General features: G+C 44.5%; 22 protein-coding genes. 8 read left to right on the top strand and 14 right to left on the bottom strand.

All coding sequences use genetic code 11. From position 1 onward, the window contains the following. The first annotated feature begins 78 nt into the window (after window positions 1-78). On the top strand, window positions 79-1266 hold the full coding sequence (locus tag FE785_RS05185) for a GNAT family N-acetyltransferase (protein WP_138564747.1): 1188 nt from the start codon (window positions 79-81) through the stop codon (window positions 1264-1266). Window positions 1267-1366: 100 nt separating this feature from the next. On the opposite strand, the gene FE785_RS05180 is transcribed toward FE785_RS05185, so the two are convergent. From FE785_RS05180 to FE785_RS05170, 3 genes are all read right to left on the bottom strand, one after another. After that, entirely contained in the window at window positions 1367-1864 is a 498-nt protein-coding gene (locus tag FE785_RS05180) for a GlcG/HbpS family heme-binding protein (protein WP_138564746.1), read from the bottom strand. Window positions 1865-1938: 74 nt separating this feature from the next. Next, complete coding sequence (locus FE785_RS05175; protein WP_138564745.1) at window positions 1939-2805, bottom strand: hypothetical protein; 867 nt, start codon at window positions 2803-2805, stop codon at window positions 1939-1941. Window positions 2806-3036: 231 nt separating this feature from the next. After that, complete coding sequence (locus FE785_RS05170; protein ID WP_138564744.1) at window positions 3037-3966, bottom strand: NAD(P)-dependent alcohol dehydrogenase; 930 nt, start codon at window positions 3964-3966, stop codon at window positions 3037-3039. Window positions 3967-4335: 369 nt separating this feature from the next. Between FE785_RS05170 and FE785_RS05165 the strand changes: the two genes are divergently transcribed. Together FE785_RS05165 and tsaA are read left to right on the top strand one after the other, a co-directional pair. Continuing rightward, window positions 4336-4821: a protein-tyrosine phosphatase family protein gene (locus tag FE785_RS05165; protein WP_138564743.1), complete on the top strand. Its 486-nt coding sequence runs from the start codon at window positions 4336-4338 to the stop codon at window positions 4819-4821. After that, window positions 4775-5578: a tRNA (N6-threonylcarbamoyladenosine(37)-N6)-methyltransferase TrmO gene (tsaA, locus tag FE785_RS05160; protein WP_238696382.1), complete on the top strand. Its 804-nt coding sequence runs from the start codon at window positions 4775-4777 to the stop codon at window positions 5576-5578. The genes FE785_RS05165 and tsaA overlap by 47 nt, the downstream gene beginning before the upstream one ends. 17 nt (window positions 5579-5595) lie before the next feature. Here tsaA and FE785_RS05155 read toward each other — a convergent pair whose 3' ends face one another. Then, the gene (locus tag FE785_RS05155) at window positions 5596-7692 is read right to left on the bottom strand and encodes a sensor domain-containing diguanylate cyclase (RefSeq protein WP_138564741.1); all 2097 of its coding nucleotides are present in this window, start codon (window positions 7690-7692) and stop codon (window positions 5596-5598) included. Window positions 7693-7744: 52 nt separating this feature from the next. Between FE785_RS05155 and FE785_RS05150 the strand changes: the two genes are divergently transcribed. Further along, the gene (locus FE785_RS05150; protein WP_138564740.1) at window positions 7745-8002 is read left to right on the top strand and encodes a hypothetical protein; all 258 of its coding nucleotides are present in this window, start codon (window positions 7745-7747) and stop codon (window positions 8000-8002) included. Here FE785_RS05150 and FE785_RS05145 read toward each other — a convergent pair. The 4 genes from FE785_RS05145 to FE785_RS05130 form a co-directional block, all read right to left on the bottom strand. Then, on the bottom strand, window positions 7999-8622 hold the full coding sequence (locus tag FE785_RS05145; protein ID WP_138564739.1) for a LysE family translocator: 624 nt from the start codon (window positions 8620-8622) through the stop codon (window positions 7999-8001). The genes FE785_RS05150 and FE785_RS05145 overlap by 4 nt on opposite strands. 278 nt (window positions 8623-8900) lie before the next feature. Continuing rightward, window positions 8901-10076 carry a PQQ-dependent sugar dehydrogenase gene (locus FE785_RS05140; RefSeq protein WP_138564738.1) on the bottom strand — a complete coding sequence of 392 codons (1176 nt, stop codon included), beginning with the start codon at window positions 10074-10076 and terminating at the stop codon, window positions 8901-8903. Window positions 10077-10212: 136 nt separating this feature from the next. Further along, on the bottom strand, window positions 10213-10914 hold the full coding sequence (locus tag FE785_RS05135; RefSeq protein WP_138564737.1) for a dUTP diphosphatase: 702 nt from the start codon (window positions 10912-10914) through the stop codon (window positions 10213-10215). A 131-nt stretch (window positions 10915-11045) separates the two neighbouring features. Continuing rightward, a complete protein-coding gene (locus FE785_RS05130; protein ID WP_138564736.1) occupies window positions 11046-11849 on the bottom strand; it encodes a DODA-type extradiol aromatic ring-opening family dioxygenase in 804 nt (267 codons plus the stop codon). A gap of 487 nt (window positions 11850-12336) precedes the next feature. On the opposite strand from FE785_RS05130, the gene FE785_RS05125 reads away from it, so the two are divergent. Together FE785_RS05125 and FE785_RS05120 are read left to right on the top strand one after the other, a co-directional pair. Continuing rightward, entirely contained in the window at window positions 12337-12762 is a 426-nt protein-coding gene (locus FE785_RS05125) for a hypothetical protein (protein WP_138564735.1), read from the top strand. 2 nt (window positions 12763-12764) lie between these two features. Next, window positions 12765-13397, top strand: coding sequence for a DUF938 domain-containing protein (locus tag FE785_RS05120; protein WP_138564734.1), 633 nt, complete (start codon window positions 12765-12767; stop codon window positions 13395-13397). A gap of 77 nt (window positions 13398-13474) precedes the next feature. On the opposite strand, the gene FE785_RS05115 is transcribed toward FE785_RS05120, so the two are convergent. From FE785_RS05115 to FE785_RS05100, 4 genes are all read right to left on the bottom strand, one after another. After that, window positions 13475-13810, bottom strand: coding sequence for a hypothetical protein (locus FE785_RS05115; protein ID WP_138564733.1), 336 nt, complete (start codon window positions 13808-13810; stop codon window positions 13475-13477). Window positions 13811-13992: 182 nt separating this feature from the next. Beyond that, window positions 13993-14451 carry a YaiI/YqxD family protein gene (locus FE785_RS05110; protein ID WP_138564732.1) on the bottom strand — a complete coding sequence of 153 codons (459 nt, stop codon included), beginning with the start codon at window positions 14449-14451 and terminating at the stop codon, window positions 13993-13995. Window positions 14452-14456: 5 nt separating this feature from the next. After that, a complete protein-coding gene (locus tag FE785_RS05105; protein ID WP_138564731.1) occupies window positions 14457-14780 on the bottom strand; it encodes a hypothetical protein in 324 nt (107 codons plus the stop codon). Between the two features lie 31 nt (window positions 14781-14811). Further along, window positions 14812-15267: a GNAT family N-acetyltransferase gene (locus FE785_RS05100; RefSeq protein ID WP_138564730.1), complete on the bottom strand. Its 456-nt coding sequence runs from the start codon at window positions 15265-15267 to the stop codon at window positions 14812-14814. A gap of 290 nt (window positions 15268-15557) precedes the next feature. On the opposite strand from FE785_RS05100, the gene FE785_RS05095 reads away from it, so the two are divergent. Next, window positions 15558-16625 carry a GGDEF domain-containing protein gene (locus tag FE785_RS05095; RefSeq protein ID WP_138564729.1) on the top strand — a complete coding sequence of 356 codons (1068 nt, stop codon included), beginning with the start codon at window positions 15558-15560 and terminating at the stop codon, window positions 16623-16625. Between the two features lie 303 nt (window positions 16626-16928). Next, window positions 16929-18341: a DEAD/DEAH box helicase gene (locus FE785_RS05085; RefSeq protein ID WP_138564728.1), complete on the top strand. Its 1413-nt coding sequence runs from the start codon at window positions 16929-16931 to the stop codon at window positions 18339-18341. A gap of 116 nt (window positions 18342-18457) precedes the next feature. On the opposite strand, the gene FE785_RS05080 is transcribed toward FE785_RS05085, so the two are convergent. Next, entirely contained in the window at window positions 18458-20635 is a 2178-nt protein-coding gene (locus FE785_RS05080) for a methyl-accepting chemotaxis protein (RefSeq protein WP_138564727.1), read from the bottom strand. Between the two features lie 214 nt (window positions 20636-20849). Next, window positions 20850-22112, bottom strand: coding sequence for a TlpA family protein disulfide reductase (locus tag FE785_RS05075; protein WP_138564726.1), 1263 nt, complete (start codon window positions 22110-22112; stop codon window positions 20850-20852). Between the last annotated feature and the right edge of the window lie 21 nt (window positions 22113-22133).

The following is a 22133-nucleotide window of genomic DNA, read 5'->3' as shown; positions in this document are numbered from 1 at the left end:
TCAAAACCTGCTTTGCCCGGTATGATATCACTCAAATAATCTCTCTTAGCGGGCAAACAAAGGATTTATAACGCATCCATGGATACAGACAAGCTAGACTTTCAGATAGAGATCCACAACCAAATCGCTGAAATAGATGCCGATCAGTGGAACCGTTTAATCAAACACGACTACCCTTTTGCCAAGCATCAATTTCTTAAGGCACTGGAAGATCATCAATGTGTCGGCAAACGCTTTGGCTGGATTGCTCATCATATCGCCATCTTTGCCCAGTCGGCGAATGCTGAAAAGACCTTGATTGCGGCAATGCCGGTTTATGAAAAACATAATAATTATGGTGAATTTGTCTTCGATCAAGCCTGGGAACAAGCTTGGAACCATATCGGTTTAAACTACTACCCGAAACTGGTTTGCGCCATTCCCTACACCCCGGCTCTTGGTCCACGTTTATTGGTCGATCGGACACTGGATTCAACGAGTCAAAAACAGTTGCAACAGTTATTGATCAATGAATTTAAAGCCCTTGCCAAACGCTTGAATATGAGCGGCAGCCATCTGCTGTTTGCCGAACATAGCGACCAGGTGTTGCTAAAAACCGAATTTGCAGAAGACTTTATCAAAAGACGTGATTGCCAATTTCATTGGCATAACCAAAACTACCAGAGCTTTGCTGATTTTCTTAGCCAGCTCAAGGCCAAAAAACGCAAAAACATCCGCCAAGAAAGAAACAGTATTGCAAAGGCCAATATTCAATTTCGCATATTATCCGGCCATCAAGCAAGCAAACAAGATTGGCAGGAATTCGATTATTTCTACCAAAAAACCTTTATTGAAAAATGGAGCACTCCGACACTGAATTTAGGTTTTTTCCAGCAAATTGGTCAAACCATGCCAGACAATATCGTTTTGCTATTGGCCGAGAAAGACGGCAAAACGCTCGCCGGTGCTTTGCTGTTTCGCTCACAAACCCATCTTTATGGTCGCCACTGGGGTGCGGCACAAGAGATCAAGAACCTGCACTTTGAAACCTGTTTTTATCAAGGCATAGATTACGCCATCAAACACAAGCTGATGGTGTTTGAACCCGGTGCCGGCGGCGAACATAAAATCGCCCGTGGCTTTAGCCCGGTGATTACCGAGTCGTTTCATTATTTGACTGAAAACCCGTTTAAAGAAGCCTTACAACGTTTTGTTTATGAAGAAAAAGTCATGATTGCGGACTATGCAGATGACTGCCTGACACATAGCCCTTACAGCCCTGTTTAAATATAAAAAACCGCTTGGCGATTTATTCTCCAAGTGGTTTTTTTGCCTAAACAGAAATATTTTTAACCTGAAAATCGATCCATTATTAGTTGAATATCGATTAGAAACCGGCCAATCTGTCTTCAAGCTTATCCAATGCAATTTGTGCGCAGGCCTCATCTTTTTCACCGCCCGGCGCACCACTGACACCGATTGCACCGATTCGGCTGCCTCCACTGGTAATAGGAATCGCACCGACCATAATAATCAGGCCATCAATATGATTCAGTTCCGGGCGAATATCACCACGTAACTTTCTGAACTCACCCGATTTAAGACCGGACATAATGGTTGCATTGGCTTTTTCTTCGGCAATCTGCAAAGTGAATTTCGAGGCAAAATCATCACGTAAGGCGACACGCTGATTGCCATGTTTATCAACCACCACCGCACTGACCGAATAACCTTTGTCACGACAGGCATTGATCGCTTCACTGGCGAGGTCTCTGGCGAGCTCCATGCCGATATTTTTCTCTTCATAAAAGTCATTTGCCTGCACCGCAGAGGCCGCCATAAGTAGCGATGAAAGCAAAACGGATAAACGCTTTTTCAACATCATTACACTCCCTTGTCAACAAGGCTTAAAACAGAAGTTCAAAGTTTACCAAGACAATCGCTTGACGATGGTCTTTTTTATTTCGAGCCACGCTCTTTTTGACTGCTCACCGATGTGAAATAAGCCAAAGAGACAATAATCACCGCGATACCGATAATCAGATACAGAGCTGACAGCATCTGGGTAGGATCATGCAAAGCGAACTTGAACACCACCATCAATGCCTCAATCGACAAGGCGACAATAATAGCCGTTAAAAATTTCGATAACAGGCGCGCTTCATCTTTCTTATCAGAGTAGTCCTTATAAACCACTTCCCGTTCAAGGATGGTTTTCGCCAAATCGAAAATCGCCAAGCCCATCGTCAAGGCGATAATCGGTTTAAAGACGCTTTCCAGCGTGTATTCAGCCGGATTACGCAATTGCAAAATATAGTCATAAAACGCATAACCGATCGACATGATCGAGAAAAACATCAATGACAAACCTATACCCAAGTAGAAGGCTTTAGTCACATAGTTGAAAGTAGGATGGCGCTCGACCAGACCGAAACGCGCCAGTAATTTACTCAAATTAAAATCAAAAAAGAAATACTGGTTGTCATCTTTGACCATCAAGGTAATGCACGACTCGCCTGTTGCCGAACTCATATAGGGTGCGCTGATAAAGTAGTCGGTTTCTTTCTCTTGCATTTGTAATGCCAGATAATTACGGTTGCGCCCTTTGGCGGCGGCTACCTTGCGGTGTTTGAAGATATTTGCTGAGGTTTGGATAAAATTCTCATCACTGACATAAATCAGTTCCAGGCTTTGCAGAATGTGAAAGAACTGGCGCAAGGTATCGGTGTCATTGACAATGCACTGGGCATTGTTCCGAAAGGTCTCTAACACAAACTTTTCAATCGTGTCTTTGTTATTGTTATATATACTGATAAATTCTTGCATGACTAACCTCCTCTTTATTTGATATGTTTTGTGATGTGAAAACCATGCGACGCACCATCAAACAAGTCTCTATTGATATCGATTAAAGCGATTTCTCCACCAAGAAAAGATTCAACCAACGAATCAACAGTTTAATCGAAAATCAGTAAATCAAAGAAGGCTCAAAGACCGTCCAAATGCAGAAAACACCCTAAAACGGTACAGCAAGCTGCACCAACAAGCACCATAGAGTCAAGACTGGAGCACGACACTGCCGATATCGGGTTCTTGATGAATGTATTCCATCGCAATCGACAGCTCACTAAAATCAAATAAACGATCGATCACCGGAATCAGTTTACCTTGTTCTGCCAAATGGGCGACCCAGAGCAGATCATCGGCATTGACGGCATCGCGCTGCTTGATCGAGATGAGGCTGCGCTGTCTGATGAGCAGACTCCAAAGATGCCAGAAATAGGTTCGCCAGCTATAAAAAGCCACGATGTAGCGACCATCGTCTTTGATCAATTTACACAGACGGCTGTAATGATGGTTGGATTGCACATCGAGCAGGACATCAAAACTGTCATGCAACATCGGAGCAATCGGTTCATCGATATCCAATACAACCGTTGCCCCTAAGAAACTCAGTAAGGCGGCGTTTCTTGATTGGCAAACCACGGTGACTTCGGCTTGCATTGCACGAGCCAACTGCAGAGCACTGATGCCTATCGCCGAGTCGGCACCATAAACCAACACTTTTTGCCCGGCTTGAATCTGTCCTGCCTTAATGAAATATAAAGCATTCAAGGCACCAAACGGCAATGCGGCGGCCTCGGCATAACTCAAGTTTTCAGGTTTATGACGTACCAGGTCAAATTCGTTAATGTTGATCAACCTATCATAGTTGGACTGATAGCTGATACCGAAGACCTGATCACCTACTTGGAAATTTGTCACTTGTTTACCGCGACCTATCACGACACCTGAAAAGTCATAGCCCATCAATTTATAAAGCTTGCGGCAATAGGTCTTTTTTGCGAGAGAACTTAAAGGAGGCGAAACCTGACTACTGCGCTGTGCGCAATAGTCAGGCATGACTGACATTGCGTGAACCTGAACCAGTAATTCATGCGCTTCGGGTTGAAGTGCCTCGGACTTTTCAAATATTGACTTGGTCACGGCTTGGTTAACCTCGCACTTTGTATTTCATGCTAACTTCCAATTCCACCGCTCTAAGTTATTGTTGCTATCGAATCCACTGATGTTCACGTAATCGAACCTATTGATAACCGTCTAGCCAGAGAAACACCTCCAAACTAAGTGAACAATAGATTACTCACAATTTCAGTCTACTCTTTTTGTCCGCTTTTAAAAGCCTAACAATATGGATTTGTTATTAAAATTAACTATAGTTGGTTATAAATCAAAAAATATTTACCTGCCTATTCAGTCTTTATCAGTGCATAGAGTGGACTTTTAACGCTTAAATGTAACCCCAATGTCATTTTTAACACTTAAAATAGTCGCAAACAAGCAAATAAAAATCATATGAACACACAACTTTATTTCATCGCTGCCGTTGGCAACGGACAGTTATCGGTAATGCCAAAACCCAGTACAGAAAACTTAACGACAGATATCGAGTTTTATCATGCCAAAGGTGTCAGCAAAGTGGTCAGTTTGCTGTTGCCGCAAGAGATCGAAAAGTTCAGTCTGCAAACTGAAGCACAGACTTGCGAGCAATTCGGTATCGACTTTACCCATTTTCCGGTACAGGACATGAATGTGCCTGAGCCGGAAAAACTCAAAACACTGATTCAACAATTGAATGAGGATTTGCAAAACGGCGCACATTTGGCCATCCACTGCCATGGTGGACGCGGTCGTGCCGGCACCTTAGCATTATGTTTGATGATCGAACACGGTTATCAAGCCGAACAGGCCATGCAGTTGGCTCAAGCCGCAAGAGGCGATAAAATGCCGGTCAATGAGCTGCAAACCGAGTTTGTCATCAATTATCGAAAAACCGCCTAAAACAGCAGAGGCCGTGAACCCGGATATGGACACAACGCATCTAAATGAATTTTCAATTCATACCATCGGTTATCTGCACAGCCCGTTCAAGGATAAGTTTGCCGTGCCCAGACAGCCCGGCTTGATTGAAGGTGACCTAGGAGAGATTGAGCTGTTACCCCCTTGGAATCGAATCGAAGCCTTACAGGGCCTGGACGGTTTCAGTCATATCTGGGTAATGTTTATTTTCCATCAGGCAATCAAGCCTGTTGAACAATGGCGCCCTACTGTCAGGCCGCCTCGTGAAGGCGCCAAACGTCAAGGTGTGTTTGCCACCCGATCCCCATATCGCCCTAACCCTATCGGCATGTCGGTAATGAAATATCATGGCTGGGAAAAACGAGGCAAAAAACTATTTATCAAAGTTTCCGGTATCGACATTATCGATCAAACACCGGTTATCGATATCAAACCCTATCTGCCCTATGCCGATACGATCGAGGGTGCAACGGGAGGTTTTGCCCAGTCCGCTCCGCAATCCTGTGACCATATTCAAGTCACCATCTCTCCAAACAGCCAACAAGCTCTGAACAAGGCCAAGCAGCAGTATCCGCAGTTTGAGGCTTTGCTACGCAGCACCTTAACCCACAATCCAAGACCTGTTCATTTCGGTAATATTGAAAAACGTAGCCATTTTAGCGTGCAACTCTATCAATACCAGATTGAATGGTTACTGGAAGACGACAACATTCAAGTGATCCAAATCAAGCCTATCTGATTGGCATATGCCACGCATCAATCAAGGCTGCTTTTATCACATAACTTCAGACGGTTTCTGCCACTTCGTTTTGCCGAATACAATGCTTGGTCGGCCAATTCAAATAACTGTTTAGCATCATTACCGTGTATTTTGGTGCAAGCCATACCTCCGGAAAGGTTCACTTTAACGATATCATCAATCTGGTTGATAAATTGCAGATTGCCAACCCCATGACGGATTTTTTCGATTCGTTCCATGCCCGAAGGCATTTCGATGTCGTTGAAAATGACAACGAATTCCTCGCCACCAAAACGACAGACAAAATCTGAATCACGAACCTGCCGCTGCAAATACTCGGCCACCCCTTTTAACACTCTGTCACCAAAATCGTGGCCATAGTTATCATTAATTTCTTTGAAGAAATCGATATCGAAAATGACATAGCAAAGGTTTTGCTCCTTAATGACAGAATTATCAATCAGACTATAGATATTCTCATCAAGGAAACGTCGGTTATAAACGCCGGTTAAGGGATCGTGATAAGCTTGATCTTCAAGCTCACGTTCTTTGGTGATGTCTTGAATGGTGCCAATCAGACTAACCGGTTCGCCATTAATGCGTTGCATCTCAGCACGCGTCTCAACATAACGGCTGGAACCGTCCAACAACTGTAAACGATGTACCAAATGGTAGGGAGAATAATCGGTTAAACAACGCTGGTAATGGTCTATCACTCTTTGACGGTCGTCACTATGCACATACTGTAAAAAATTGTTGAAACTGGCTTTGACCACCTTCTCATCGGCTTGCAGAATATGGTAAACCTCTTCAGACCAAACGGTCTCTTTGCTTTCCAGGTTGAATTCCCAGCTACCTATATGGGTAATACGCTGCGCCTGAGCCAACTGCTCTTGTTTGCGAGCGAGGCTTTCCAATGCCAGTTTTCGTTCGGTGATATCTGCAATAAATAGACAAATATAATTCTGCGAGCGGTATTTGAAAAAGACAATACGTACTTGAGAAAAGAACTTTTCCGAGTTGCGGCATAAATGCACACCATCCAAAACCAACTGATGGTGTTCGCTAAACTGCTCTCGCAACTGTTTCCAACTATCAGGCACTAATGCCGACTCAAAGCGTCCTATATGGCTATTGATCATGTCATCAGCCTGAACACCGAGTTTTTGTTTGACCGCATCATTCACCGACAGAATACGCCCATCATAATCCAGCCAATAAATCAGATCTCCGCTATTATCTACCGCATACTGCGTCAACAATAACTTTTCGACACTACGCTGCTCCAATTCCTTATAAGGTCTGGTGATGGACGCCAAAAACAACGCCTTGAAAACCATAATATAGGCGACCGCTTTATAGACATGTCCGGCCAGGTTATATAAATCGCTGACGCTACTATAAAGCGTGAAAAACAGCTCTGCCAAAGCCATTAACCAAACCGCACAGGCAAACCAGATAAAATTGACGCCAACGGCATCTTTTTTGGTCAATAACAGCGCCACCGTGGCAAAGTGAAGCACCACAATGAAGTATTCAATAATGATTTTGAAGTCTGTGAGTCCATAACCGTCCACAAAAAACACGGGATACCATTGAGGATAATGAATTCCTGACAGTAAAACCCCACCTGTGACAAATACCCCGCCAATCAATACTAGGTATTTATTGTTTTCATAACTGTTATTGAACCACGGCATCAAAGCAACCATGAGAAACATGATGGCGGCAATCAAGCGTGCAGAAATCCAGAATATCAACGCTTTCTGTGTCGAATTCTCACCAAAAAAATCCGGCATGCCAAAATAAGAGAAAGAGTGGAAAAAATCGATTACGCCAACAGCAAGAAAGGTCACCGCGATAAATATCAGATTGATCGACCTGTCATTATTGAAACTGTTCCAGACAATGGCAAACACCATTAAGGAGACCGTGACCGAGAACATCTCAAGCATGGAGTGGTAGGGTAGAAACGCTTCAACGTTATCGAATATGGGTGTCTCAGGCCAAAACTGGGAACTGAAAAATCCAACGGTCATTAAAACGGTTATATAAAACAACGGATGTCTGAATTGACTGCTACTGGCTTCGTATTTTAAAAAGTCACTTTGCAACGCTTGGCTCCACTTGAGACGACTTAAGCAAATTGGCTTTGCTTATTGACCTATGACGAAAAGGCTATATGCAATTAATCTTAAACCAGAAAATAACGCAGATGTTGTCCTTTTTCAGACAGCTAAGCATAAAGACTTATTAAAAATAGCTGACATAAAGATTTTTACCCTACTTTTTCCTCAAGGCTTGATTAGATTCAACAAAGGCGATAATTTTTTAGCAGCCAAAATGGCATCAGGCATCTGTCAAAAACCAAAAAGGCCTGTAAAACAGGCCCTTGAAATTGACAGTAATAAGAAATGGGTTTAACTGTTAGCGCCGATATAACCGCTGGTGACGATTAACAGTACGCCGGAACCGCTACGGATAATATCCTTGGCAGGAGATTCCTTCAGGGCATTCTTGGTTTTTTGTGCCACTAAAACATATACCATTAAGACTCCGCCGATCGAAAACAGGTTGATGACATACAAGATCGCCATGTCACTCAAAGTCACCGAGTTTAAATCGATCAAAGCCGGAAAGAAGCTGACATAAAACACGATCGCTTTTGGGTTACCCAAGGTAATCATGGTGCCGGTAGCGATACTTGAAAAGATACTTTTTGGTGCCGGCTCAATACCTTGCGGATGCTTGCTTAAACGCTGTTTATAGTAGACCAGTGTCAGACCTAAATAGAACAGATAAACGGCACCGATATACTGAATTATCACAAATAGGTTGCCCAGCACTTGCGACAAGGTGGTCAGTCCCCACAAAGCCAAAGTCAGATAAAACAGGTCGCCTACTACGGTGCCAAATACGGTAGCGGTTCCATGTTTGACACCCCCTGTTACGGTGCGTGATACGGTCACCAAGGTTGCCGGTCCCGGGATCAGGGCCAAAATCAACATAGTGGTAAATACTGCCAAGATTGTTGCTGTTGTCATTGCTTATCTATCCTAAATTAAATCAAACCAATACAGCTGAAATAGTTTCGAACGAGTCTTTATCCCTGTCTTTTGAACGCGATAACGACCATAATTAACTAAAAAAGCCCGCAATGTTTGCGGGCTTTGTTGCTCGGCGATTATAGAGCCTAATATTATCACTGGCAATAGCTTTTTAAATTATTTACAGTATTTTCTAACAGATTGTTTTAAAAGTGTTTTCCTCCTAAATCAACATTATCAGTCGAGCTTTCAAATAAACGCATCGCAGTGCCTAATCAGTCATTCGACCACTGATAAATATTGCCGTTATCTGTGGCGATATAGAGTCTGCCCGAATCATCTTCGGCAATTGCGCGAATACGCTGTTTGAGTGATTCAAAATGTCTTTTTTCAAGCAGAGGTCTGAGCTGCTCATCTAGCACAACCTGATTGAGATGTTGTAATTTTAAAGCCCCGCTAAAAAGGCTACCCCGCCATTGGACAAACCGCTCGCCCTGATAAACCAATAAATCACTCGGCGCTATCGACGGAATATAAACCTTAACCGGCTCTATCATGCCGGCCTTATGAGGCTCGCCAACCGGCGCACCACTAAAGTACTCACGCCCCTGCGAAACAACGGGCCAACCATAGTTGCCGCCTTTGACAATCAAATTGATTTCATCTCCACCTCTTGGCCCATGCTCCATTTCCCATAAACGCACGCGCCGGCTATCGAAAAACAGCCCTTGCGGATTACGATGCCCATAACTCCATATTTCCGGTTTGACATTATTCAGGCCGGCAAAAGGGTTATCGGTAGGAACACGACCATCCATCGTCAGCCTTAACACCTTACCGGCATGATTTTGCAAATTCTGCGCATTGGCTCTTTGCCCTCTGTCACCGATGGAAAAAAACACATGACCGTCACCATCAAAGGCAATTCGGCTGCCAAAATGAATATCACTGTCGGTTAAGGAATCACTGATCAGCAGATCCTGCCAATCGGCGAGTCGAAAACGTTCATCCACAAACTCAAGCCGCGCTCTTGCCAAGGTGGTTCTGGCATTGTCGGCAAAGGGTTTGGCATAGGTGAAATACAACCAACGAGACTGAGCAAAATCAGGAGCGGTTTTAACATCCAATAAGCCCCCCTGACCATAGCCATAAACTTGTGGCAAATTATCCAACCAATCAACTTGCCCATTATTGATATTGAGAACCCCGGCTGCGCCATTTCGTTCGGTAAAGACAAGATAATCAGCGTTGATAAAATCCATTGCCCAGATGATCCCTAGACCTGATTTGATTTGTGTCAGTCCAGCAGGATCACTAGTGCGCTTTTGATTATTGAGCTGACTTTGCGCAAAACTATGCGAAAAGTAAAAACTGAAGACGCAGATAAAGAAAAACTTAGCACTGCTTCGTAGCGAACGCGGATGATTTTCCAACCAATCAAGACAACGCATTGCACACTCCTAGGTTGCAAATATCCAGCGAATACCGGGCAAATGTCTCACAAACATCCTGCGATCACGCTCAAGCTTTTAGCTTTTCTCTCGCATTAATGTAAGCTTGTCGCGATTAGAATAATTGCCAACTAAACTAACCAACCATTTGATTATATGCCTGTTTCAACTCTTTATAGAGATTATCACCGGAAAACTCCTGCAGGGTTTCCATCAGTTCGAACATGACGACATTGTCTTCTTTGCCGTTCCATAACTTGATATAAACGCCCTCTTTATAGCCGTGATCCTGACGGAATTTATTGAGTACATTTTTTGCCATATAGATACGATACATCTCGGAAAACTGCAATGAAACCGCTTGGCAAGATGCAAAAAATGCACAGCCCAGATCACCGATATAAGAGATTGACCGCGCATCCCGCAACAAGGCCAAACGCATCAACTGCTCGTGAACATCAACCTGCTCTGGATTGGACAGATTCTCTGGCAAAGCTGATTTGTGCACTTTTTCTAAAGCGTCATGCAAAACTTGCAAAGCCTGCTCATCCGATAATTTTTCCATTGCCAAGCTCAATAAAAAGTGCCAGATATCGACCAATTCGACACGTACATTTTCCATATCGGTTTGTGCATCGACACTTTTCCAGTGCTTCCACGGGTAACTGTCGATCAATTCAGCGGTTTCCATATAGATACAGCGTTGCCAATCAATCGGTTTGCCAAGCGATGTCACCCCGGCACGCCAGTCTTTACCGTTGGTCATCTCGTTTAAGGCATTTTGCATGGCAAGCATTTCTGCTATGGCAGTGGCTTGATTGTTTGTTGGCGATTGCATAATAAAATCCAGTAATTTTTGACTTGTTATAACGACTGAGGAGTTTCATCAGTCGTTATATTGGATAGATTCAATAAAATTGATTTTTACATTATAACGAAAGCGGTTATTAGTAACCGGCAAATTCGAACCTATTGATACCAGACATACATACTGGTTTGTTTGGTCAAAATCTGCAAACGATAAAACTTGTCACAAGCAGATTGTGCCGCGCCATAGCAGACATGCAACGGCAATAGATGTTCTTCTCGCGGATGGTTATAGCGTGCAGCCGGCGATACCTTCAACCAGTCCGTCAATCGCAAACGACGCTCATCTTCAGTAATTGCCATGTCACTAAGGGTTTGCACTAGCCAATTTTCAAAATCGATATTGTATTGGCGTTCCTTGTCGCCTTCATCACTAAAAAACGCACGCATATTATGAAAACTGAAGCCTGAACCGATAATCAACAGATTTTCAAAGTCGAGCCCAGCCAACACCTCACCCAAAGCGATATGCTTTTGTGCATTGAGGCTATCCAGCAAAGAAAGCTGAACACAGGGAATATCGGCATCTGGATAGAGTATTTTCAAGGGCACATATAAGCCATGGTCAAAACCGCGAGCCTCATCCAAAACCGGGTTTAAACCGGCACGGTTTAAAGCCTTATAGAGCGCTTGAGCCAGCTGTGGTTCCCCTCGGCAAGGATACTCAATATGATAAGCCGCATCAGGAAAACCGGAATAATCATAAATTAACTGCGGGTTTTTGCCTGCGGTAATGGTCGGCCTACTTGCTTCCCAGTGGGCACTGATAACCAGTATCGCTTTAGGTCTTGTTAAGAGTTTGCGTATTTGCAGCAAGGTATCAATCATCTGTTGATTGTTTTTAGGCTGCAATAAAGGCAAAGGTCCACCGCCATGCGAGATAAAACAGATCTGTTTATTTGACATCAGCCACCTCCAAATAGATTAAACCTCTATAGACATATTATGACAGCCGGTTGCGATAATATTTACCTCATTATCGGCAACACAGAGTTGTGCAAACCAGATATTTTGACTTAGAAATATTCGCTGACAACCGCAATAATCGACAACACCAATAAAAATACCATGGCGCGGTTGAAGCAACGTTGCTGCAAGATGCACTTAATAAAGGCGGCAGGCTGCTCTAAAAATAAAGCCAACTAAAGATGCAAGGCAAAACCAGCAAAAAAACGCAAACGCCATCGTTTCAATCAATCCTTTATTAACTTAGTGATAAATTTCGTAGAATATTAAGACACTTGCCAAAAACAATTTTTGTATTGGCCGCGAAAAACAGAAGGCGCTATTTTAAATAAAAATCAGTATCAAATAACCGCCTTGGTACAGTTTGGCACAGTTATTTAGCGCAATTATTTTTCCCAGTAAATCCAACAGCACAATTGAACCTGCCATGAAGCCATTAAGCGATGATCAATTTATCAAGCAATTTGAAAATCAAACCTTGAACCCAGCCTATTTCGATCATCAAGGACACGTCAGAATTGCTCGCCTTTATTTACAGCAATACCCGTTTTCAAGCGCTGTCGAAAAAACACTGCATGGCATTCAGGCCTATGCCGCCAGCTTAGGTGCCAGCGATAAATTCCATGCCACCATCAGTACCGCGACCCTGTATTTATTGGCGGCACAAATAGAAAATAATGAAACGCCTGCAGTGACTGATGAAGATAGTGAATTAGTGACCGATTTACTCGGACTGCTTAAACAGTTTTATAGTGAAGAACGGCTTTTTTCGGCACAAGCCAAACAGCAATTTATCGAGGCCGATAAAAAACCGCTGCCGCCAATTATCGATAAACAAGAACAAAAGGCCTAACCATGCACCGCAACAAACCGTTCGCCAGCTCCAGTGAAGAAAACAAACAGGTCATTTTAGAAGCCATCCGCCCTTATCTGCTGACACGACAACAGGTGTTGGAGATCGCCAGCGGTACCGGACAACATGCGGTGTTTTTTGCCCAACAATTGCCGCAGCTTATTTGGCAAACCTCGGAATTACCGGCTTGTCACCCTGGCATCAGACAATGGATTGAAGACAGTGGCCTTAGCAACGTGCTTGACCCGATTGCGCTTGATGTCTCACAAAACCAATGGCCAAAAACGCACTATGACGCCCTTTTCAGTGCGAACAGTTTTCATATTATGAGTGAAGCCAATGTAGCCGATTTTTTTGCCAGGGTATCTCAGGTATTAACAGACAAGGCATTGCTGATGATTTACGGACCGTTTAATTACCATGGCCGCTATACCAGTGACAGCAACGCTAATTTCGATCACTGGCTCAAACAACGAAACCCGCTCAGCGGCATTAAGGATTTTGAATGGTGTCAGCAACTCGCCGAAAATTCGGGTTTATCAATGCTAGAGGATATCACGATGCCGCAAAACAACCGTATCCTTGTCTGGCAAAAAGACAGCAAACCTAATCAACAGGTTAAAAACCGGACATAAAAAAACACCCTATCCATTTATCTGGATAGGATGTTTGGCGATTCTCCAAAACCGGCTTTACCAGCTCTAAAGCATCTTTAGTTACGCTGCACCGAGATAAATGGATTTGGCCGCAAGGTCAGCAGCTCTTGAACGTCTTCTTTGTTGTAGCCGCAGTCAAAAGCGGCTTTTGCCAATAGCTGTGCACGGCTCTGCAACGTTTCCATCGTCGCACCGCACTCCAAGGCTTCTTCGAGATAGTCAGCCAACAGATCAAGCAGACGTCCTTCTTCTTCACACATCTCGACATTAAAATCTTTTTGCTGTAAACGATTCAAATTCACATCGAAACAGTCCATCAACTGTGCGATACGGCTATCAAGCTGCTCTTTACTTAAAGGAATCTCGACCTTTTCTACTTCAGCTTCATTCATGGCTATTTCTCCTAAAAACCGTCAAACATGCGAATCATACCAAAATCGATGGCGCACCTAGATAAATTTTCTATCACGAAGTTTGATAAGACTCAATCTGTCATTCTGGATAAAGCGGAACTAAAAACCGCTCGCCTGAAACGCCCAAGGATGCCGTTTCCAACCCGCTAATGCCGGGTTATTTATTTCACCACGGCTTTCACCAACCAACGATCTAGCTGATTAGCAAAGGCTTGGCGGTCTTTTTGCGAAAACGCATCCGGCCCACCGGTTTGAATGCCACTGGAACGCATGGTTTCCATAAAATCGCGCATATTCAAACGTTGTTTGATATTGCTGGTGGTGTACAGCTCACCTCTAGGATTCAAAGCCAAGGCCTTCTTATCGATCACCTCAGAAGCGAGAGGAATATCGGCGGTAATCACCAGATCATCGGGCTGACAATGCTGGACGATCCAGTTATCGGCAATATCGAACCCCGACTCGACTTGGCGAAACTGAATATTTGCCAAAGCCGGCACGCGCATAAAATGATTGGCAACCAAAATCAACGGTACCTTGGTGCGTTGCGCCGCCTTAAAGAGAATCTCTTTAATCACGACCGGACAGGCGTCAGCATCGACCCAGATGGTTTGCGCCATATCGATTACCAATAGCTCGGCTCTGGTGGCGCCATCAAGTGATCTTTAATCAAAGTGTAGGCAAAATTTTCATCGAAATTGCCGCTCAATACATCATCAATCCAAATCGGACTGGGCTGCTGACCATCAAACATAGCAAACCCGACTTTATATTCATCACCGAACTTGGCAAGCATAAACTTGAATTTGCTGCCGTTGCTATTGTTGTACATGGTGCAAGAACCGTTGTCGGCGATTTCAAACTTAATCGAAGCCTCGGCATCTTCGGCTTTATATTTTTCAATTTGAGATTGAATCAATTGATGTAGGTCGTCAAAGGTCTGAATCACAATAGTCTCCAAAAATTAGCGAATCAATCGCTTAAATAGCAAGTGTCATAAATTTACAATTAGGGTCCGCTGCATAGTTCGCAAAAGGCGCACAATACTCGAAACCGTACTTTTCATAAAGCTTGCGGGCAGCCAGAAAATGCTCCTCCACTCCGGTTTCAATACTGATACGGTTAAATCCCTGCTGTTTGGCAAAAGCCAACAAGTGCTCCAACATTTGCGAACCTATGCCTAGCTTACGCGCCTTGGACACAGTTCGCATCGATTTCAACTCGGCATGGGTCGCGTCCAACTGCTTGATCGCCGCAAACCCCATTAACTCATTATCAAGCCAACCGCTAAAGAAAGTGACGCCAGGCGCTTTGAGTTGATTCGCATCCAGTGAGTGGACACTTTGCGGATCGGTGACCGCATACATTTCCGCAATATGTTCGTCAATTAACTTGATGACCGCTTGGTCATCGAGATTACCCTGTCTTATTTCCATAGCAGTCTGACCACTATTTTATTACTTTAGCGCTATGAGGTTAGTGCATGATTAACAGCTGATTTTGCGCGTCATTCTACACAAAGCCGACATCGACCATCTAAAAAAACCTCAACAATTGTTTATCACAGAACAAACAAAGGCGTAAAAATCATCAATTTGCGCTAACGCCGAGTGGTTTTTTTAGATATCATAAATCCATTAACCCGATTTTTACCCGGTTACCTTTATTCTGGATCGGATTTGATTAGATCCAGTTTCTGCAAACCGGATTTTGCGATAGGCATTTAATGACGATTTCCAGCCTTTACACCAATATCATGACATCCGGCCTGGCACTGGATACCAATGACCCGAACTACAGACGCATTCGCATCATCAATTTCATTCTCTATTTGAGTGTGATTATCAATGCATTGTTAATCAAACCGAACCTGGACGATGGTCAGACGATCTATCCGATCAGCAGTGCCATCGTGGTGATAGTCGGCAGCATCGCCATTTGGCTATTACGCCGCGGTATACAACATTTTAAATTGGTCGCTCATACCTCTTTGTTTGTCATCTATATCATTCTGTTTCCGGCATTGTTCGAAGGAGGCATCGCCAATTCGGGCTTTGTCTGGTATTTTTTACTGCCTCTTTTCTCGGTTTTTCTGCTGGGTATGAAGCCTGGCATGTTCTGGATTGGCTTGATGTTTCTCACCGAAACCGCCGGTTTGATTTTTCTTGACCCGCAAAGCCTGCCCTATCGCAAAGAATTCCTTTTCTACCATATGCTTTCTCTTGCGGTCGGAACTATCTTCATCAGCTATATGCAGTCGATTACCGAGCAGTATGAAAAAGCCTGGCAAGCGCAAAACGAGATACTGCATAAGATGTCGATTACCGACCCCTTGACCCAACTGCATAACCGTCGTCATATCGATGAACAGCTTGCCTTGCATATCGAAAAGGCCAAACGTTACCAACGTCATCTGTCATTGGTACTGCTTGATGTTGATAATTTTAAAATGATTAATGACACCTTTGGTCATCATACCGGTGATCAGGTTTTAATTAAGGTCGCGCAAACCCTCAAGAATACCTTACGAAAGGTCGATTTTATCGGCCGCTGGGGTGGCGAGGAATTCATTATTATCTGCGACAGTTGCAACCCGGAAGAAGCCGCCAATCTGGTCGAAAAAGTGAGAACCGCTTTGGAAAATACCGATTTCGGTATCGGCATGCCGGTGACCGCCAGCTTCGGTATTACCTCAATGTGTAACCAACCATCAATTCACGCCATTATCAACCGCGTTGACAAGGCGCTCTATCAAGCCAAGGCACAAGGTAAAAATACCATTATCATTAACTGAGCCTTCAACGGCTAAACCGCTATTGATTGGCAAATTCTTGTAATGCCTCACCGGTTAACTGATAGCCAAGCCACTCCGATTTGGGCTTGGCTACAAGCGATTCATAAACCCCATAAATAGCTCACCATCAGCAGTTCGGCCAAGCCATCACGGCTTTAACAGATAATGCGCGCTTTTAGGTTTAAATCAACGTATAATCAGCACAACTTTATTGCCAATACACTCACAGACCAACCGGCTGATTTATCACTATGCCGAAATCACCCTGGCAGTATGCTCTTCCATATTTATAATCGAGATTCAATGAAATTTAACGACCTTGGCTTAAACGCCCATATTACCAAAGCGATTGACAACGCAGGTTACACAACCCCGACACCCATTCAGCAGCAGGCGATTCCTGCGGTCCTGCAAGGTAAGGATGTCATGGCGGCGGCACAGACCGGAACCGGAAAAACCGCCGCGTTCACCCTGCCGTTATTGGAAAAGTTAAGCCAAGGTCGTAAAGCCAAATCCAACCAGGCAAGAGCCTTGATTTTGACGCCGACCCGAGAACTGGCATTGCAAGTCAGCGAAAGTGTCGAAACCTACGGCAAAGAACTGCTTCTTAGCTCAACCGTGGTCTATGGAGGCGTTAAAATCAATCCGCAAATGCAGCGCTTGCATAAAGGTGTTGATATCCTTGTGGCAACACCGGGGCGCTTATTGGACCTTTACCAGCAAAACGCCATCGGTTTCGATGAATTGGAAATTCTGGTGCTTGATGAAGCTGACCGAATGCTTGATATGGGCTTTATACGCGACATCAAAAAAATAATCGCGCTATTACCGAAAAAACGCCAGAACCTGCTTTTTTCAGCGACCTTTTCCGATGATATCCGCGCCTTGGCAAAAGCACTGGTGCATCAACCGGTAGAGATTTCCGTGACCCCGGAAAACTCAACTGCGGAAACCGTTAAGCAGAAAATCTATCCTGTCGATAAGGCACAGAAAACAGCCTTATTGATCAAGCTGATTCAAGACCATGCCTGGTATCAGGTTTTGGTCTTTGCGCGCACCAAGCACGGCGCTAACCGTCTCGCTACACAACTGGGCAAACACAAAATCAAAGCCGCGGCGATTCACGGCAACAAAAGCCAGAATGCCCGTATCAGAGCCTTGAACGAATTCAAAGACAATCAACTGCAGGTATTGGTGGCGACCGATATCGCCGCGCGCGGCATCGATATCGACCTGTTACCTCATGTGGTCAACTTTGATTTACCCCATGTATCGGAAGATTATGTGCACCGTATCGGTAGAACCGGTCGCGCCGGTGAAAAAGGTGAAGCCATCTCGCTTGTCTGCGCCGAAGAGCATAAAGAGCTGGTCGGTATTGAAAACCTGATTAACCAGATATTGCCTAGAGAAATCGTTGCCGGGTTTGAACCGAAAAACCCATTGGGCGAATCCAAACTGGGTATAAAAAAGAAAAAACCGAAAAAGCCAAAAAAGAAAAAACCGTGGCAAGATTCTGCTGCGACCAATGAGCAGAAAACGTCACCCAAAAAGAAAAGACCGGCAAACAACAGTCGTAACCTTCAAACCTCTGATGTCAAACCCGGCAAGCCGCGTAGCAACAAACCGACAAATAAAAACGCTACTAAACCGAACAATTCGTCAAACCAACGCCAGCCTGTCAATCGAAAAAAGCCAAATATCGATCAGGGTAAATAATCCCATAACAGCCGTCTCGGCAGAGCTCAAACAAAAAAACCCGCTTAAAGCGGGTTTTATTTAATTAATGGGTTAATGTAAAAATCGTTTTACCGTAAAAACCAATCCGATAAAATTTAATACTCTTTTTCATCCTCATCACTATGATCGCTGACGGCATTGGTTCCAATCATTAAAGCAGCCGGTTTCATCGATCCGACTGAAGTGCGATTGATTTGGAAAAACGCCATATTTCTGTCCAGAGTTTCCGCTTGCTGGCTCATGCTGTCGGCCGCCGCAGCGGTCTGTTCAACCTGAGCGGCATTTTGCTGGGTCACGCCATCCATTTGGCTAATCGCCTTATGAACTTGGCCGATACCATTCATCTGCTGTGAAGAGGCTTGGGCAATCTGTTCCACCACCTCGACCACTTCATCAATCGCATCCTTAATACCACTCAACACTTCGCTCGACTCAGAAGCCAACTTGGTTCCCTGATCGATACGGGTAACACTTTCGCTAATCAGGTTGTTAATCTCTTTGGCCGCATCGGCGGATTTTTGAGATAAAGAACGCACCTCACCGGCGACCACCGCAAAACCGCGACCATGCTCCCCGGCACGAGCCGCTTCCACCGCCGCATTGAGCGCTAACAAGTTGGTCTGAAAAGCAATGCCGTCAATCAAGGTGACAATATCTGAAATCTTATGGCTCGATTCCTGAATCGCGTTCATCGCAATAATCGTCTGATCCATAACCGTTGAACCGGTATTCGATTTCTCTTGCACGGCACGCACCACTTGAGAAGCTTCTTTGGCATGCTCGGCATTATTTCTTACACTGGCCGACATCTGTTCCATCGTTGCCGAGGTCTGTTCCAATGCTGAAGCCTGCTCCTGAACACGTTTGCTTAAATCCATCGAACCTTGCGCCACTTCATAAGCCCCCTGAGAAACGGTTTGCGAAACCTCCATGGTCTCACTGATTACCGATGACAGCTTAATCACGGTATTGTTTACCGCCTGTTTAAAGTCGCGTAAATCACCCTGATAATCTCCCTCTACCGTCCGGGTAAGATTACCCTGCTCAACTTCTTTTAATACGCTGATGGCCTCATTCAATGGCTGCACGATACCGGACAGAATCTGATTGATGCCTTCAATCATCACTTTCCAGTCACCTTGAAACTTGCTCGCATCGGCCGTTTTATCCAATTCACCATTAGCAACCGCTGCAACCAGCATACTGGTATCGGCGGTAATCGCTTGTAAATTGTCACGCACGGTTTCAATACTGTCATTGATAAAGGCTTTTTTGCCGGGCAGTTTTTCCATATCAGCACCGAAATCACCGCTGCCGAATGCTTTGAAAACCGCCATCGCCTTTCGGTTCATATTGACATGTTCGGCCACCATACTGTTAATGGCATGGGCCATCTTGGCAAAATCACCTTGGAAGTTAGCTTCATCGATGCGCACGTCAATATCGCCGTCATTATGCTTGGCTGACATCTTGTTGCTGTCCTGCAATAGCGACTGGATATTGTCTTGCATACGCTGCATAGAATGCAGTAATTGACCGGTTTCATCGTTAGAATTGACTTCAATTTTATTTGATAAGTCACCGTTAGCAATCGCATTTGCCGTGTTAATGGTTTTTTGCAACTGTCTGGAAATATTACGAGGAATGATATAACCGATCGCTAGCGCAATAATCAGAATCAATCCCAAGACGACAACGGCAACTTGCTTAAATAATAAAATTTGCGCATTCAGTTGTTGCTGGACTTGTTCGGATTTTGCCAGCGCCGCCTCTCCGGCTTTATCCAAATTATCACGCAGTGCGGAGAATTTCTTATCACCATCTTTTCTCAGCGCCATAATGTCATTCTGCGTGGCGTTAGCCATTGCCGCCACCACTTTATCGGACTGACTTTTCCAGGCATCGAAATCCGCCCTGAAACTTGTGCTTTGCGCCAACACATCGGGATAATCTTTCATGTTTTCGGCGTATTTGGCGTAACGGTCAAAAACCTGTTGGGCGTTTTCAATACGTGAAGCTTCGTTTTTTTCAGCCGAACCATAGCCGGACAATAGATTAAGTTCGGCTACCTTGGCTTGATACAGGTCCCTATCCGCATTCAGGGTTAAGGAAACCGCTTGCAAAAACTTCTCGGCCTGAAGTTTGATGGCCTGCTCCTGCATCTTGAGCATCGAATAAGCGACAATCAAAACAATCACCATTGTGATTGCCAGCGCGACGGTAGGAATGGAACTTTTAAAACGAATACTGTTGAATTTATTATTGTTTGACATAAAGTACACCCGAAATTACTCATTGATTAAGTATATGCCAGACAAGCAAGCATAAAAAATAAAGTTTTTCTATTACCAACTAAGTCCTTAGACTTAAAACGCCTGCGATAAGGTCACAACAAAAAGCCTAACTCGGCTTTTATAGGCTTTTAAAAGCTATTCATTCTGCTAATGGTTGCGCTGATTTGTTCTTAAAAGCTCAATCAAACCTGCCTTAATCTTCAATCAACGCTTCAATGACCGCCTTCACCTCGGCTTCATCCCACTCTATTGCGGTATTCACCGAATAGCGGATATTACCTTTGGCATCGAGCAAAAAGGAACTCGGGAAAGCAAAGATTTGATAAGCATCCGATACCTTGCCATCCAAATCCATCAATACCGGAAAATCGACCTGCACCTGTTGCATAAAGTCTTTAATGGTTTGCGGTGTTTCTCTGAAATTGAGCGAAACGATTTCAAACTTATCTTCCGAAAATGATTGCGCCAAACGGTTCATTGATGGAATCTCTTTGACACAGGGGCCGCACCAACTCGCCCAGAAATTGAGCAAGATCACCTTGCCCTGCTTGTCTTTGAACTGCACCGCCTTGCCATTGATATCTTTCAATGCGAAATCCAGCGATGGCCTTGCTCTCACTTCAACCAAGCCTTTGGCTCGGACAGTGGCCTGCTTGCTGGCCAATTTCTCAACCGGTACAAAGACCCTATCCTCGCTAACTTTTCCGGCCTTGAGCCAGATGGCGAGTAAATCGGCTATATCATTGGCTGCCTTTCGTTCCAGCTCGGTACCGTCGTTTTTGACGAAATACCAATCTCGTGCATTGGCAACCGCCACCAGAGCGACTTGACTGTGATGTTTTTCCAATGCCGTAATGGTTTCCGCTAATTTCCATTTAAAGGCACCTTCTGTCGGCTGGATAATGGTGATCGGTAAACTGCTGGCCGATACGATAGGAAACAACTCTGGAGTATCACCGGCTTTTTTCGCCACATCATAGATATTGGGAAAGAAACTCAGCACCTGTTGAAGTTTGCCGATACCTCTATCCGGCTGATGTTCCAGCTGCCATAGACGCACCCCGCGGAACATCGCAAGATTCATGCGCCCCGAACTGATGACCACAAAGGGGCGATCCGTTTGATTGGCATATACCAAAACCGCAGCGACCCCGGCACCACTCAAGCCTCGGATATTGACCGGAGTACGTTCAAGAAAATAGGACTCCAACAGATCGACCTGCCAGATTTCATAACCGACATCATTAAAACGGGTAAGTTGCTCTTTAAAGGTTTTGCGATGCGCATACCCCTCGGTGAACCAAATCAGTAAAGGTTTTTCAGAATCGGAAAAGGTCGGTGGATAGATATTTACCGCGACTTCTTCGCCGCTTTCAATTGGCAAAACAAGACTTTCCGCCGCATTTGCCTGCAGCGAAAACAAGAAAGCCCAACATAAGCCAATCCAGCTTTTCACCTGTTCATGTCCTTCTACAAC

The sequence above is a fragment of the Thiomicrorhabdus sediminis genome (assembly GCF_005885815.1).
GTDB classification, from domain to species: domain Bacteria; phylum Pseudomonadota; class Gammaproteobacteria; order Thiomicrospirales; family Thiomicrospiraceae; genus Thiomicrorhabdus; species Thiomicrorhabdus sediminis.
Note: the sequence above shows the minus strand (reverse complement) of the source record. Positions and strands in the feature narration are given on the sequence as shown.